The 14,664-nt window shown below is 69.4% G+C and carries 15 protein-coding genes; 9 read left to right on the top strand and 6 right to left on the bottom strand.

What is annotated here, in order from left to right; genetic code table 11:
* The first annotated feature begins 87 nt into the window (after nucleotides 1-87).
* A complete protein-coding gene (gene argS, locus P3L51_RS12560; RefSeq protein WP_354605231.1) occupies nucleotides 88-1,857 on the top strand; it encodes an arginine--tRNA ligase in 1,770 nt (589 codons plus the stop codon).
* A 206-nt stretch (nucleotides 1,858-2,063) separates the two neighbouring features.
* The gene (locus tag P3L51_RS12555; protein WP_354605230.1) at nucleotides 2,064-3,203 is read left to right on the top strand and encodes a methyltransferase domain-containing protein; all 1,140 of its coding nucleotides are present in this window, start codon (nucleotides 2,064-2,066) and stop codon (nucleotides 3,201-3,203) included.
* A gap of 15 nt (nucleotides 3,204-3,218) precedes the next feature.
* Here P3L51_RS12555 and P3L51_RS12550 read toward each other — a convergent pair whose 3' ends face one another.
* Both P3L51_RS12550 and P3L51_RS12545 read right to left on the bottom strand, forming a co-directional pair.
* Complete coding sequence (locus P3L51_RS12550; protein ID WP_354605229.1) at nucleotides 3,219-4,433, bottom strand: wHTH domain-containing protein; 1,215 nt, start codon at nucleotides 4,431-4,433, stop codon at nucleotides 3,219-3,221.
* A 49-nt stretch (nucleotides 4,434-4,482) separates the two neighbouring features.
* Nucleotides 4,483-5,421: an STM4015 family protein gene (locus P3L51_RS12545; RefSeq protein WP_354605249.1), complete on the bottom strand. Its 939-nt coding sequence runs from the start codon at nucleotides 5,419-5,421 to the stop codon at nucleotides 4,483-4,485.
* Between the two features lie 210 nt (nucleotides 5,422-5,631).
* Here P3L51_RS12545 and P3L51_RS12540 point away from each other — a divergent pair, with 210 nt between their 5' ends.
* The 3 genes from P3L51_RS12540 to P3L51_RS12530 all read left to right on the top strand — a co-directional run bounded on the left by P3L51_RS12540 (nucleotide 5,632) and on the right by P3L51_RS12530 (nucleotide 8,056).
* Nucleotides 5,632-6,525: an NAD(P)-dependent oxidoreductase gene (locus P3L51_RS12540; RefSeq protein WP_354605228.1), complete on the top strand. Its 894-nt coding sequence runs from the start codon at nucleotides 5,632-5,634 to the stop codon at nucleotides 6,523-6,525.
* Between the two features lie 200 nt (nucleotides 6,526-6,725).
* Complete coding sequence (locus P3L51_RS12535) at nucleotides 6,726-7,088, top strand: hypothetical protein (protein ID WP_354605227.1); 363 nt, start codon at nucleotides 6,726-6,728, stop codon at nucleotides 7,086-7,088.
* A 182-nt stretch (nucleotides 7,089-7,270) separates the two neighbouring features.
* A complete protein-coding gene (locus P3L51_RS12530; protein WP_354605226.1) occupies nucleotides 7,271-8,056 on the top strand; it encodes a DUF4253 domain-containing protein in 786 nt (261 codons plus the stop codon).
* 31 nt (nucleotides 8,057-8,087) lie between these two features.
* Here P3L51_RS12530 and P3L51_RS12525 read toward each other — a convergent pair whose 3' ends face one another.
* A complete protein-coding gene (locus P3L51_RS12525) occupies nucleotides 8,088-8,741 on the bottom strand; it encodes a CDP-diacylglycerol diphosphatase (protein ID WP_494338541.1) in 654 nt (217 codons plus the stop codon).
* 411 nt (nucleotides 8,742-9,152) lie between these two features.
* Nucleotides 9,153-9,548 (bottom strand): ATP-binding protein, encoded by a 396-nt coding sequence (locus tag P3L51_RS12520; protein ID WP_354605224.1) that lies wholly within the window; start codon nucleotides 9,546-9,548, stop codon nucleotides 9,153-9,155.
* 113 nt (nucleotides 9,549-9,661) lie between these two features.
* On the opposite strand from P3L51_RS12520, the gene P3L51_RS12515 reads away from it, so the two are divergent.
* The 3 genes from P3L51_RS12515 (at nucleotide 9,662) to P3L51_RS12505 (ending at nucleotide 11,146) form a co-directional block, all read left to right on the top strand.
* Entirely contained in the window at nucleotides 9,662-10,483 is an 822-nt protein-coding gene (locus P3L51_RS12515; protein WP_354605223.1) for a helix-turn-helix domain-containing protein, read from the top strand.
* A complete protein-coding gene (locus tag P3L51_RS12510) occupies nucleotides 10,483-10,722 on the top strand; it encodes a DUF397 domain-containing protein (protein ID WP_354605222.1) in 240 nt (79 codons plus the stop codon). The genes P3L51_RS12515 and P3L51_RS12510 overlap by 1 nt, the downstream gene beginning before the upstream one ends.
* Nucleotides 10,723-10,882: 160 nt before the next feature.
* Complete coding sequence (locus P3L51_RS12505; protein WP_354605250.1) at nucleotides 10,883-11,146, top strand: hypothetical protein; 264 nt, start codon at nucleotides 10,883-10,885, stop codon at nucleotides 11,144-11,146.
* On the opposite strand, the gene P3L51_RS12500 is transcribed toward P3L51_RS12505, so the two are convergent.
* On the bottom strand, nucleotides 11,143-12,507 hold the full coding sequence (locus P3L51_RS12500) for a helix-turn-helix domain-containing protein (protein WP_354605221.1): 1,365 nt from the start codon (nucleotides 12,505-12,507) through the stop codon (nucleotides 11,143-11,145). The two genes, P3L51_RS12505 and P3L51_RS12500, sit on opposite strands and share 4 nt — an antisense overlap.
* 317 nt (nucleotides 12,508-12,824) lie before the next feature.
* Here P3L51_RS12500 and P3L51_RS12495 point away from each other — a divergent pair, with 317 nt between their 5' ends.
* Nucleotides 12,825-13,568 (top strand): DUF4232 domain-containing protein, encoded by a 744-nt coding sequence (locus tag P3L51_RS12495; RefSeq protein WP_354605220.1) that lies wholly within the window; start codon nucleotides 12,825-12,827, stop codon nucleotides 13,566-13,568.
* A gap of 29 nt (nucleotides 13,569-13,597) precedes the next feature.
* Here the strand turns inward: P3L51_RS12495 and hemB are convergent, their stop codons facing one another.
* On the bottom strand, nucleotides 13,598-14,587 hold the full coding sequence (gene hemB, locus P3L51_RS12490; RefSeq protein WP_354605219.1) for a porphobilinogen synthase: 990 nt from the start codon (nucleotides 14,585-14,587) through the stop codon (nucleotides 13,598-13,600).
* Nucleotides 14,588-14,664 lie beyond the last annotated feature (77 nt).

The raw sequence follows: 14,664 nt of genomic DNA, 5'->3' as shown, positions 1-14,664 counted from the left end.
GCCACTACGACAATGCGAAAACGACTTGTTGCCCCATGGGAGAATGGGGTGCACGAACACACCCTCTACAGGAACGGCTCCCAGCCCATGGCTCCGGTCACTTCCCTCGCCTCGACCGTCGATCAGCGCATCGCGGACGCCCTCTCGGCAGCCCTGCCGGAGGCCGGCCCCGCGGACCCCTTGCTGCGACGTAGCGACCGGGCGGACTTCCAGGCCAACGGGATGCTGGCCCTCGCCAAGAAGCTGAAGGGCAATCCGCGCGAGCTGGCGACCAAGGTCGTGGACGCGCTGGGCACCGGCGACCTCATCAAGGAGGTCGAGGTCTCGGGCCCCGGCTTCCTCAACATCACCGTCACGGACCGGGCGATCATCGAGACGCTGGCCGCCCGCGCCGCCGACGACCGCCTCGGCGTCCCGCGCGCCGCGGACCCCGGCACGACGGTCATCGACTACGCGCAGCCCAACGTCGCCAAGGAGATGCACGTCGGCCATCTGCGCTCCGCCGTGATCGGCGCCGCGATGGTCGAGATCCTGGAGTTCACCGGCGAGAACGTGATCCGGCGCCACCACATCGGCGACTGGGGCACGCAGTTCGGGATGCTCATCCAGTATCTGATCGAGCACCCGCACGAGTTGGACCACGGGCGCGGTGAGGACGTCTCCGGCGAGGAGGCGATGTCGAATCTCAACCGGCTGTACAAGGCCGCCCGCACGGTCTTCGACTCCGACGAGGAGTTCAAGGCCCGCGCGCGTGACCGCGTCGTCGCGCTCCAGGCCGGGGAGACCGGGACGCTCGCCCAGTGGCAGCGGTTCGTGGACGAGTCGAAGATCTACTTCCACTCGGTCTTCGACAAGCTCGACATGGAGATCCGCGACGAGGACGTCGTCGGCGAGTCCGGCTACAACGACATGCTCGAAGAGACCTGCCGCATCCTTGAGGAGACGGGCGTCGCCGTCCGCTCCGACGGCGCGCTCTGCGTCTTCTTCGACGATGTGAAGGGCCCGGACGGCAATCCGACGCCGCTCATCGTCAAGAAGAGCAACGGCGGTTACGGATACGCGGCCACCGACCTCTCCGCGATCCGCGACCGGGTGGGGAATCTGAAGGCGAACACCCTGCTGTACGTGGTGGACGCCCGCCAGTCGCTGCACTTCAAGATGGTCTTCGAGACCGCCCGCCGGGCCGGCTGGCTGAACGAGGACATCGAGGCCGTCCAGCTCGCCTTCGGCACCGTCCTCGGTAAGGACGGCAAGCCGTTCAAGACCCGTGAGGGCGAGACGGTGCGGCTGGTGGACCTGCTGGACGAGGCGGTCGAGCGCGCGTCGGCGGTCGTCCGCGAGAAGAGCGTGGGCCTCGGTCTCACCGAGGACGAGATCGTCGAGCGCGCCACGGAGGTGGGCATCGGCGCGGTGAAGTACGCCGACCTGTCGACGTCCGCCGCGCGGGACTACAAGTTCGACCTGGACCAGATGGTGTCGCTGCACGGCGACACGAGCGTGTACATCCAGTACGCCTACGCCCGGACCCGGTCGATCTTCGGCAAGGCGGGCGACCGCTCGCCGGTGGCCCGCCCGGAGCTCGAACTGGCCCCGGCGGAGCGGGCGCTGGGCCTGCACCTGGACCAGTTCGGCGAGGTTCTGGCGGAGGCCGCGTCGGGCTACGAGCCGCACAAGCTCACGGCGTATCTGTACCAACTGGCGTCGCTGTTCTCGACGTTCTACACCGAGTGCCCGGTCGTGAAGCCGGCCCCGCCGCGGGAGGTCGCGGAGAACCGCCTCTTCCTCTGCGACCTCACGGCCCGCACGCTGCACCAGGGCATGGCACTGCTCGGCATCCACACACCCGAGCGGCTGTAGGACCTGCCAACCGCCACTCGAAAGTGTCCTTCCGGCGACCGTCACGCTCCGCTAGCATACGCCTACAGCAAGTTGGCGAGTGCTGAGGGAGGAGCGGATATGAGCGGTGGTCACAGCGGTAAGCCCGATCCGGCCGAGAGCGACGGACACAAGCCCAACAAGCCGATTCCTCAGCGCGACCCGAAGCGTCCGGAGACGCCGAAGAGGTGAGCGGCGAAAGCTCTCCGGCCGCCCTCGCCCAGCAGTTGACCGAAGCGGGCTACCTCACCCGGCCGTGGCGCGACGCGTTCACCCAGGTCGACCGCAAGCGGTTCGTCCCCGATCGCATCTGGATCGGTGGCGAGGGTGGCTACCACCCGATCAACCGGACCACCGATCCCGACCGTTGGAACACTCTCGTCTACGACGACCAGGCGCTGGTCACCCAGGTCGAGGACGACGACGGCGGGGCGGCGACGGCGTTCGTCCCTTCCAGCTCCGCGAGCATGCCGCGCGTTGTGGCCACCATGCTCGACACCCTCGCCGTGGCCGACGGCATGACCGCTCTGGAAGTGGGCACCGGCACCGGCTACAACGCCGCTCTCCTCGCCGCCCGGCTCGGCGACCAGCACGTCGTTTCCGTCGAGATGGATCCCGGCCTCGCCGACACGGCCCGCGCGTGCCTGAGAGATGCCGGCTACACCCCCACCGTCATCACCGGCGACGGCGCGCAAGGCTGCCCGGCCCGCGCACCGTACGACCGCGTCATCGCCACCTACGCGCTCCATACGGTGCCGTACGCCCTGGTTCAACAGACCTCGCCCAGCGGGGTGATCGTGCTCCCGTGGGGGACCGGGCTCTACAACGGCGTCCTCCTGCGCCTCACCGTAGGTGAGGACGGCACGGCGAGCGGCCCCGTCGTCGGTGACTGCGCCTTCATGTGGAACAGACAGGAGGCCCCCGAGCGAGATGTGATGGCCACCGTCCGAGTTCAGGACCAGAACCGAGCCACAGCCGCACGCACCAGCCTCGACCCACATGACGTCTTCGGGGATGAGAACGCCGCGTTCACCGCAGGCATCCTCATCCCCGACTGCCGTTACACCGTCGGCCACGGCCCCGACGGCGAGTTCACCGTCTGGCTGGCCGACCACACCACCGGCTCGTGGGCGTCTGTCGACCACGTCCCAGGCGCCACGGAGTACGACACCCACCAACACGGCCCCCGTCGGCTCTGGAGCGAGATGGAGTCCGCGTACGCCTGGTGGCAGAACGCCGGTTCACCGGAACGCACCCGGTACGGACTCACCGTCACCCCCACCGGACAACGCCTCTGGCTCGATACCCCGGGCGCCCCGGTGCCGTAGCCACGACCGGAGCGGCTACGCGGCAGGCGCCTGCGTACGCGCCCCCGGGCGTATCTCCGGGTACGTCACCTCGTCCGGCAGCTGATAGCCCAGCTCCGTCAGCCGCGTCGCGACGTCCGACGGGCTGCGGCCCGTCAGGCTCGCGCCGCGCAGCACGTGCTCCAGGTGGACGTCGTCCAGGTACGAGCGGGTGACCGTCTCCAGCAGCCGGATGTCCGTCTCGTCGGCGGTCTCGGGCACGTTCGCGTTCTCGTGCAGCCGGTGGCCGAGGGCGGTCAGTCTCTCGGTGACCTGTGCGGGGCTCCGCCCCGTGACGAGGGACGCGCGCAGGATGTGCCGCAGTTGGAGGCCGACGACGTCGTTCTTCATCAGCCAGGGCAGCCGGCCGTCGAGGTTCTCGCTGAGGAGGACGAGGTCGTCCGGCTCCGGGGTGTCGGGGATGTTCCCGCCCGGCCGCTGGCAGCCCAGTTCGCTCAGCCGGGCGAGGATGTCCGCGTGCGAGCGGCCCGTCTCGCGGGCGACGGTGAGGATGTGCCCGACGGGCGCGGTCGTCCAGCGGCCGATCCAGCCGCCGCCGGGGACGTCCGCGTACTTCAGTAGCCTCTCGTCCCCTGGTTCGGGTGTGTACGGCAGCCGGAGGCCGAGCGCGATCAGGCGATCGGCGGCGTAGTGCGGGCTGCACAACAAGTCCCGTGCCGTCTCCAGCACTTGACCGGCGGACACCTCGTCGCCCCAGTCGAACCAGCTGCCCCGGTGGTCGGTGCGGATCAGCCCGACGTCACGGAGGTCGGCGGATTCGGACAGCGGCCGGGCGCCGGTCCCGACCCGGTAGCCGAGAGCGGTCATACGCCGGGCGGCCTCGGCCGGGGCGCGGTTCGTGAGGGCCGCCGATACGACTACCTGCCGCAGGGACACGGTCTTGTCGACGTCGACCGGGGTGAGGCCGAACCGTACGTCCACGCTCGTGATCAGCGCTGCGTCGTCGGGCTCGACGACGGCGGGGAGCGGGGCTTCGGAGCGCTGGACGTCGGCGTATCCCAGTTCACCCAGCCGTACCAGGACGGCGGCGGGGCTCCACTTCAGCTGGGCCGCGACGAGCAGCACGATCCCGTACGGCACCCGCTCGGCGGGATCCCGCCACGGGTACCTGCTGTTCAGATATTTGCTGGCGATCAGGATGTCGTCCGGGTCCTCGGACTCGGGGGCATGGGGTTTGGGTCCGCGGGGCATGGTGGTGTGGCCTTTCGACGGTGCGACGGGAGGGCAGGGGCGCGGGAAGTTATTCGGAGGCCGCGATGTACCGGCCGTCCTCGTCCCAGTCGTCCGGCTCGCGCTGGTGCTTCGTGGTCAGGTCCACCCGGACTCCCGCCGGCTCCAGGGCCGTCCAGATCCGCAGCATCATCTCGTGGCCGATGAAGTGGAACGAGAGATCGAGCTCCCGCAGGTGGGTCAGGGGCTGCCCCTGGAGCAGCGCTTCCACGCCTTCGTCGGAGAGCGTGCCCATCGACAGGCTCAGCGAGGTGAGTTGGGGCACGACCGGCGCGCAGGCGAGCGCGGAGGCCAACTCGTCCTGGATGAAGCTGTTCTGGAGGCCCAGGTGGCGCAGTGCGGGCTTGCCCTCCCCCGCGAACAGCGGCGCGAGCTGCTCGACCGTGACGCCGCCGCCGTAGTTCTCGTCGCCGAGCCACAGCTCCAGGCGCTCCAGCGACGGCAGCCGGGCGGCGGCTATCTGCTCCGCCGCGTTCGGCGGCAGCCCGCCCGACTCGACACGCAGGGCCCGTAGTCCCTCGTGGCCGGAGACGGGGAACTCCAGGCCCTCACCGCCGCGTACGACCAGCTCTCTGAGCCCGGGGAAGGCCGCCAGGAGGGGAGCGAGATCGCCGAGGTAGATCGTGGAGATCATCGCCTGCTCATCCTCCAGATCGCCGAGGAAGACCGCTTCGAGCCCGGTCAGCCGGGGAGCCAGGCCGATCAGGTCGTCGAGCGGCAGCCCTCCGTCGCCGTCGTACCAGGGCTGGCCGAAGATGATCGCCCGCACCTTCTCCAGATCCACCGACCCGGTGAACCGCTTCCAGCAGTCCTCCGAGCTCTCCTCGTTGTCGAACGGCTCCCGGTGCAGCCGCCAGGCGACCTCGTCGGCGGCCGGCAGGCCGGCCGGGTCGGCGTACGGCGGGAAGCTGTAGGTGGGCAGTCCGTAGAACTGCTCGACATGGTGCACATAAGACAAGATCGGGCTCCTGAGGCTCCTGGTACGCCAGTTGGAGTTCAACATCCTTCCGTCTCCGACCCGCCTCTCGCACACATTTCCGTATCTCCCTTGCTTACTTCCCGGTGCGTATCGCACTAAATAGTCGGTACTTGTGAGCAGAAGCCCTCCCCCCGAAGATCGAAAGCAACCACTGTTCACCCCGCCCGGAGGAGCCCCCGCATGTCCCCCAACCCCGCGCCCAAGCCCGCCGTCTCCGTCATCGGCCTCGGCATGATGGGCACCGCCCTGGCCGCCGCCCTCCTCAGGGCAGGGCACCCCGTCACCGTGTGGAACAGATCCCACGCCAAGACCGGACCACTTGTCGCCCAGGGCGCGACCCCCGCCGACACGGCCGCCGGGGCGGTGGCCGCGAGCCCGCTGGTGGTCGTCTGCCTCACCACGTACGACACGGTCCGTACGGTCCTGGAGCCGCTCTCCGGACAGCTCACCGGCAAGACCGTCGCCAACCTCACCAACGGCACCCCCGAGCAGGCGCGCGACCTCGCCTCCTGGGCCGCGAAGGAGGGCGCCGGATATCTCGACGGCGGGATCATGGCCGTCCCCCAGATGATCGCGGGACCCCACGCGTACGTCTTCTACAGCGGCGAGCGGGAACTCTTCGACACCCACCGGGAGACGTTCGCGACGCTCGGCGGCACGAAGTACGTCGGCTCCGACCCCGGCCTCGCCGCGCTGTACGACCTGGCGCTGCTCACCGGCATGTACGGGATGATCATGGGCGTGATGCAGGCGTACGCCCTGATCGGTACGGAGTCCGTCCCGGCCACCGAATTCTCGGAGCTGCTGGTGCCCTGGGTGGGCGCGATGCTCGGCTCGGCGCCGGGGTGGGCGGAGGCGATCGACTCGGGTCGGCATCTGACGGACGTGTCGAGCCTGGCCGTCAACCAGGAGGCGTTCCCCAACCTGCTGGAGACGTTCGCCGCGCAGGGCGTCAGCACGGAGCTGTTCGCCCCGGTCCAGCCGCTGCTCGACCGCGCGGTGGCCGAAGGCCACGCGGCGGACGGCCTCTCCCGCCTCGCCGACCTGCTGCGCACGGGGTCACGGGGTGCGTAGTCGAGGTACTGGACCCGTTCGCACCGCTGATGCTCGCGCGGGTGCCACGCCGACGCGCCGCGGTCCGGCGTTCGCGCGGTTGTCGCGCCGACGCGCCGGCGGGTCACCCGCACGAGTGATTGTGACGCTATGCGCATCAACGGACACTCTACGTATCCAGAGAGCCCACGGGGGCTCTCCCGACGCGAGAGGAGACCGTCATGACCGCAGCCGAATCTTCCGCCACCGAGGTGCCGAGGATCGAGAGCAGCTCACCGGCCGCCGACAGGGACAGGGCCGTCGAGGCGATCGGCGGCAACGTCGGCGCCGTGTGGCGGGCGTGGTGGACGTGGACCCCGGGGAACGGAACGTTCAACCTCCAACTCCCCTGGAACGTCATCGGGGTCGACTCGACGGTCGTCGTCACGGCCTCCGAGATCGACAGCAACGGGAGGCGGCTCGTCGGGGCGGCGCCCTTCCAGGTGTCGAGCATCGCCCCCAGCAGTGGACTGGTGACGTTCAAGATCAACATCGGCTGGAGCAGCGCGCTGCCGATGCGCACCGACGTCCTGGTCTTCAACTGAGCACTCTCTCCGGCCGCCCCGGTCACCCGGGCCGTGTTCGAGAAGTCCCGCCCGCCCGCAGCGTCCGGCGGACGGCGCCGCTTCTCGAAGACGGTCAGGCCGGGGCCGCGCCGATCCGGTGACCAACAGGCACTTCCACAAGCTGAACCCCTTTGTCAGTGGCGGCCTTTAGGGTCTCCTGCATGGCGACGCTCCCCAACCCCCTGCCCGCCCTGGCCACCGACCCCTCGGGACGGTCGGTCGGGCTCCGACTGCCGCCCGGCAAGCTGGTCGACGCGACCATCGACGGGACCTGGCACGAACCTCTCCTGTGGTACGCGGACGAGCCGGCGACCCACCGGGCGTGGGCCGATCTGCTGCCCGCCCGCAGAACGGCCGGGCTGCATCCGCTGCTCGTCCACGGCGGCCACCGCGAGGAGTGGCCGGAGGACTGGGAGCTGAGCCCGGACTCCGCGTCGTATCCGGGGGACCACGACGCGGAGGACGTGCTGACGGACTTCTGGGAGGACTTGACGGAGGACGACGAGTGGCCGGGCCTCGCCCCCGCGCTCACGTCGTCGGCCGACCCCGACAAGGAGGCGGCCGAGGTCGCCTCCATCCTTACCGACGAGGGCAGTTGGCTGCACGGCGCCCGGGTGGCCCTGGTCCCCGCCCGCCGCAGCGCGGACATACCGGCGGCCCTCGGCTGGCTGGGCCCGGTGAACCACGAAGGCGACGTGGCGCGGCTGTGCGCGGTGCTGCGGTCGTGGGAGGACCGGTTCGGGATACGGGTGGTGGCGCTCACCTTCGACCAGTTGGTGGTCTCGGTGGCCGCCCCGCCGGCCACGCAGGCGGAGGCGGAGGCCGTCGCGGCGGAACACTTCGCGTTCTGCCCGGACAACCTCCACCAGGGCCGGCACACGACCGTCCCCGCGTACGCCACGCACCAGGTGCTCGGCCAGCCGGCGTGGACGTTCTGGTGGGACTGACCGGGCCCCGGGGGTCTGCCCCCGGACCGAGTCAGCTGTACACGAGCAGGTGGTCACACGTGCTCGTACCGTCGTGGAGCGAAGAGTCGCTGTTGAGGACGTAGAAAGTCCCGGCGAATCCGGCGGCGTTCATCTTCGGCACCACGACCAGTGTCTGGTTCCTCATGTCCAGCCCGTTCGGCGCCACCACGTACCGGGACAGCAGCGTGAACAGATTCTGCGAGAGGTTGGGCAGCCTGAGGGCCCTGTACGTGCGGTCGCCCCCCGAGCCCGTGACGGCCACCTGGTACTGCGGAGCGGCCCATTGCGCGGGCTGTGTGGCGACGCGGCCCATCGTTTCGAGTTCTTGCAGCCGGCGCTGTGTGCTCGGCCGGACGCCGGCCATATGAATGTGCAACTGGTTCAGGCGCCGGGCGATCTGCGAATTGATCCCCAATCCGATATTGGGGTACCGCACGGGAACACTCCCCCCGCTCCTCGCGTTCTCCCATGCGTCGTTCCAGTAGTTCGCCGCCCCCGAGGTCGAGATGAAAGGGCATTCGATGCCCTTGATCCGACAACTGGGGAGCAGCAGATAATTGTGCTGGGTCTCGGGTCTGCCGTGCAGCACGACGTAATTCGCGGTGACGTTCAAACAGTTGGGACCGGGGGTCCCTTGCGTACAGGACTGAACGTCTCTCCACAGCGGATCGTTGTCGGTGGGGCTGCCGCAGAGGGACTGAAGGGTGGCAGGGGGGCAGGGGTTCGCGCCCCCAGGAGGTGGCGGGGTGGGGCATGAGCCGGGCGAGGGGTCACCGGGCACCGGCCCGGCCGCCGCGGCCGGGCTCCCGGCCGCTCCCCCGCCGGCCAGGAGCGCCGCCGTACCGATGGCGGAGAGCGAGACGAATTGACGCCGAGGCATCTCATTCGAATTCTTGGGGCCATTCATGCGTGATCTCCAGGGGGTGACGACCGCTGCTTGGATTTACTGGCCATGAGCGAGAGTCAGGGTAGGCGGTGGCGGTCGAATTTCCATCAACCGAACGGGTGAGCGCCACCCGTTTCGCCCTTGAGGGCCGCATCCTGGAAAAACCTCCATTGCAGGAATGTCGCCCGGTCAGACCACGAACTCGCACCACACGACCTTGCCGGGGTCCCGCTCCCCCACCCCCCACTTGTCCGCGAGCGCGGCGACGAGCATGAGCCCGCGCCCCGACTCCCCGTACGGCTCACGGACACCCGGCCGCCCGTCACCGCTGTCGTGCACCTCGATACGGAACACCCCGTCCGCGAGCAGCGACAGCTGTAGTTGGTAACCACGCCCCGGCGGAACTCCGTGCACCAGGGCGTTGGTCGCCAGCTCGCTCACGCACAGCAAGACATCGTCGAGCCGGTCGCCGAGGGCCCAGTCGATCACCGCCTCCCGTACGAACTGCCGGGCGGCGGGCACGGATCGGCGTTCGCGGCGGTAGAAGCGCTCGCGTTGGGCGGGGGGTGGATTCGTCTCATTCACCAGGCAATTGTCACTGCCTGTGATTACGCTGACGCAGTACGCGCACCCGTACAGAGATTTCGTACGGGCCGTGGAGGCGTGACGTACGGATGGGAACGGGGAGTTGGGCGGGTATGCACAGCAGAAAGCGACAGCGGAAGAACGCGTCGGCGATGAAGCTCGTGGGCGCGCTGGTCGCCCTCTTCCGGGAGGCGGCGGGCCTGACCCAACGCCAACTCGCGGAGCGCGCCTGCGTACACACGGAGACGATCGCGTCGGTGGAGCAGGGGCGGCGACTGCTCAAGCCTGATCTGGCGGCGCTGCTGGATCAAGTGCTTTTGACAAAAGGGGCGTTGGCGACGGCGGTGGACAACATGCCGGAGATCGACCGGTATCCGGTGTGGGCGGCGGCGTTCATCGATCAGGAGCAGGAGGCGATCGCCATCTCCTCGTACGAGAACCAGGTGGCGCCTGGCCTGCTCCAGACCGAGGACTACGCCCGGACGGTCTTCCGCAACCGGGTGCCCGCCTTCAGCGAGGACGAGATCAACACCCGTGTCGCCGGGCGCATAGAGCGTCAGCACATCCTGCACCGCAAGGTCCCGCCGACCTGTAGCTTCCTGATCGGCGAAGCGGTACTCAGAGACCGGCTCGGGTCCCCGGCTGTCTTCACGGAGCAGCTTCACCATCTCCGGGAGGGCGCTGACCTTCCGGGCCTGACCCTCCAGATCATGCCGTTCGGCCGGACCACTCACGCGGGACTCGACGGACCGTTCGTCCTGCTGGAAACACCCGATCATCAGCACCTCGCCTATGCCGAGACCCAGCGGGGCAGCCTCTTTGTCGAGGACCCGGATGAGGTCAGCATCCTGGCTCGCAAATATGCGATGCTGCGGACGCAGGCCCTCAACCCCGAGGAAACAAAGGGCCTGTTGGACCGGCTGCTAGGAGAGTAATGAGCACCCCACGTGAGTGGTTCAAGTCCAGCTACAGCGGCGACGAAGGCGGCAACTGCATCGAAGTCGCCTACCACTGGCACAAGTCCAGCTACAGCGGAAGTGAAGGCGGCAACTGCGTCGAGGTCGCCGCGCACCCCGCCGCCGTGCACGTCCGGGACTCCAAGGTCACGGGCGGCCCGGTGCTGACCCTCACCCCCGCCGCCTGGGCGGCCTTCACCGAGGACGTCGTCCGCTGACCGTCGCGCCAACTGCGCCGGTCAAGTGAATACCTCCCTGACATATGCCGTCAGCCGTGACCTTTGCGCCGGATCTGAGGAATAGACAGACCGGAGCAAGGATGATCACAACGAGCAGACGGGCCACCACCAGATGAAAGCCACACACACCCTGACCGTCTTGGGCGCGGCGGTACTGGCCGCCGTACTCCCGGCCACCGACGCCGCCGCGGACGAGACGCACACGAATTCGCACAACGGCGGTTTCACGCTGCTCTCGGTCGGCCAGATCGACGACCCGGCCGAGGATGTGCTCGAACACGCCACGATCTTCGGCGAGACGCACATGACCGAGGGAGCGGAGGCGCCCGAAGGCCCGGAAGCCCCCGAGGCGGCCGAGGCACCTGAGGCGCCGGACACCCCCGAGGCCCCCGACACCGCCTAGGGATACTGGGTCGGGTCGTTCTCGGGTTCCGTCAACCACTCCTGGGTGCCGCCGAGCGGATAGTGGAACGACGGCCGCCCCTCCGCGCCGCTCGTACGGAACGGCTTCCCGCGGTCGTCGATGCGGAGCGTGCCCTCCCGGCCGCCGCTGGACCACTCCAGCTCCAGGTACCAACTGATGTAGCGGGCCGAGGCGTGCGCGGTGATGTGGAAGACCTCCGGGTCGGACTCGCTCACCTGGTAGGGGAAGTCCCGCTGCCCGCCCTGCGGTTCGACGCTGGGGCGGCCCGCGTCCAGGTTCACGGCGAACGCCCTGGTCGTGACACCGCCGCCGCAGCCGACACCCGTACCGAAGTCGTTCCAGGCGAGTGGCGACTCGCTCCCCACCACGCGCACGTTCAGGTCGTTGAGCACGACGGTCTCGCTCCCGGTGCCCTGGAGAGCCAGTTCGATGTACTGGCTTCCGCTGGAGACCGCGCCGAGCACGGCGACCCAGCCGGGCGCGTCCGGCTCGTTGGGGGGCGGGGGGACCTCAGTCGGGGGACGGTCCACGAGATAGCGCTGAGTGCACGGGTCCTCGAAGGCGTACGGCCTGGTGTTCACCGTCACCGGCACCGCGCCGACCGTCCCCTTCCCGTTCCCCTTCCCACCTCCGGCGGCGCCGCCGCTCTCCTTGTCCTTCGGGGTCTCCCGGGCCGAGGGACTGGCGTCGGGCGAGGCCGACTTGTCGGGGGAAGGCGATCCGGAGGGCGATGCCGACTGCGGGGCCGACTGCGGGGCACCGCCGTCCCAGATCCCGGCCGCGACGGGTGAGCGGTCGGTCGACGAATCGTTCAACGGGCCGAAGACGACGGCCGGTACGGCGACGGCCACGACGACCGCGGCGGCGGCGAGAGTGACGTACAGACGCTTCCTGCGCCGCGAGGCGGAGATCTCGCCGACGGGCCGGTCGAGGTCCGGCGCCGGGGTGTCGGCCGGCTCGGCGGCCGGGGCATCAGGAACAGCCTCGTCACTCGCCGCCGGGACCGCCGGGGCGTCCACGGCATCCGGGGCCTCAGGAGTCTCGGTGGCCGGGGCCGCGACGGGTGCGGCCGGCGACGCCGACCGTGACCGCCGCCGCGCCTCGTCCGCGAGGATCCACCGCCGGTGCAGCTCGACGAACTCCTCCCCCTTCGCCCCGCACAGCCGCCCGAAGCGCTCCGCCGCCGAGAAATCGGCCGGCACGGCGTCGCCGTTGCAGTAGCGGTGCAGTGTGGACGTACTGACATGGAGCTTCGCGGCCAGCACGCCGTAGCTCTGTCCCGAGCGGTCCTTCAGCCCGGTGAGTAGTTCAGCGAAAGCCTTGGCCTCGGTCGTCGCCACTCGCGGTTCCCCTCCACGTACGTATGCCGCAGCGCGCGGCCGTTCCAGGAACGCGTTCCAGGGAAGCATCATTCCCGCAGGTCACAGCCGTCTCAGCATTCCAGCTTCCCTCATTGTCCCCTGCCGATTGCGGCCGGTTCCAGCCGCCCCGCAAGGTGAGTGCAGCAGCCGCCGAACGAGGAGCAGCGATCCGAACTCGATTCCGCGACAGCCTCGTTGATGTCGTGGCCGTCTGCGTACTCATCGCCTGTACGAGCGTCCTGCTCGTGCTCATCAACCGCCACTGAACGCACCACCAAAACGGGAGACAGCACCTCATGCGCAACCTTCGATTCCGCTCCGCCACCGCCTCCACCGCCACGGCCGCCACCGTCACCGCTCTCGTGACCGCTCTCGCCCTGACGGCCTGCGGGCAGTCGGACGCGGTCGGCTCCAGCCCGAAGCCCGACGCCTCGGCCACGTCCGCCTCCACGGACAAGCCGGCGTCCAAGACGAACGACACGTCGCAGGACTCCACCGACCCGAGCGCGGACAACGGCAACGCCGACAAGAGCGACAGCGGCAGTGGCAAGAACAGCGGCACCGGCGACAACGGCGGCGACAGCAAGGCGGGCGCCGACAAGAGCGGCGCCAAGAGCAAGACCTCCACCGCCTGCACCGGCTCGAACACCAAGGTCACCGTCACCAAGGCCGTCCGGCCCATCAACCACCTGCTGGTGACCGCGACCAACGCGAGCGGCCGGAACTGCGACGCCTACTACGCGCCCCTCCTCGGCTTCGACGACGCCCAGTCCGTCACCCAGATCAACGAGGACAGCCAGCCGCAGGCCGTGGTCACCCTGGCGCCCGGCGAGTCCGCCTACGCCTCGATCGCCCTGGGGGGCGCCGACGGCGCCCCGACCACCGCGGCGTACAAGCTCAGCGTCCACTTCTCGGGCCGCGACAACCAGGGCTCGGTGGGCTCGGCCGCGAACATCACCCTCCCGAAGGGGACGATGATCTCCGACGCCGCGTCGGTCTCCTACTGGCAGTCGACCATGGCCGACGCCCTGACCTGGTAGCCGGTCCGGTCCGGTCACGCGCGGGCGCCTCAGAGCGCCCGCGCGACCTCCGTCGCCCAGTACGTGAGGATCATCTGCGCCCCGGCCCGCTTGATCCCGGTCAGGCTCTCCAGGATCGCCCTGTCCCGGTCGATCCAGCCCTTCTCGGCCGCCGCCTCGATCATCGCGTACTCACCACTGATCTGGTACGCGGCGACGGGCACGTCCACCTCGGCGGCCACCTTCGCCAGCACGTCCAGATACGGCCCGGCCGGTTTCACCATCACCATGTCGGCGCCCTCTTCGAGATCGAGCGCCAACTCGCGCAGGGACTCCCGGGAGTTGGCCGGGTCCTGCTGGTACGTCTTGCGGTCGCCCGTCAGCGAGGAGCCGACCGCCTCCCGGAACGGGCCGTAGAACGCGGACGAGTACTTCACCGTGTACGCCAGGACGGCCACGTCCTCCTTGCCGATCGTGTCCAACGCGTCGCGGACCACGCCGACCTGACCGTCCATCATCCCGCTGGGGCCCACCACATGAACGCCCGCGTCGGCCTGTACCTGGGCCATCTCCGCGTACCGCTCCAGCGTCGCGTCGTTGTCGACCCGCCCGGCGGCGTCGAGGACCCCGCAGTGGCCGTGGTCGGTGTACTCGTCCAGACACAGGTCGGACATGATCACCAGGTCGTCGCCGACCTCCTCGCGGACCGCCCGGATCGCCACCTGGAGGATTCCCTCCGGATCGGTCCCGGCCGTCCCGAGCGCGTCCTTCTTCGCGTCCTCCGGCACGCCGAACAGCATGATCCCGGAGACGCCCGCGCTCACAGCCTCGACGGCCGCCTTACGCAGCGTGTCCAGGCTGTGCTGGACGATCCCGGGCATGGCCGAGATGGCCACCGGCTCGCCGACCCCCTCGCGCACGAACGCGGGCAGGATCAGATCGGCCGGGTGGAGCCGCGTCTCGGCGACCATGCGCCGCATCGCGGGGCTCGTCCGCAGTCGACGGGGCCGGGCACCGGGGAAGGAACCGTACACAGTCATGGTGAGTCGCCTCATGGTCCGAAAGGGCTGTCGCTGACGTACCCGTCCACGCTACGCCGCATCCCACTCGCGCGGAC

The organism is Streptomyces panacea (assembly GCF_040560175.1).
In the GTDB taxonomy this organism is placed as follows: domain Bacteria; phylum Actinomycetota; class Actinomycetes; order Streptomycetales; family Streptomycetaceae; genus Streptomyces; species Streptomyces panacea.
This window is presented reverse-complemented; position numbering and strand designations above follow the sequence as displayed.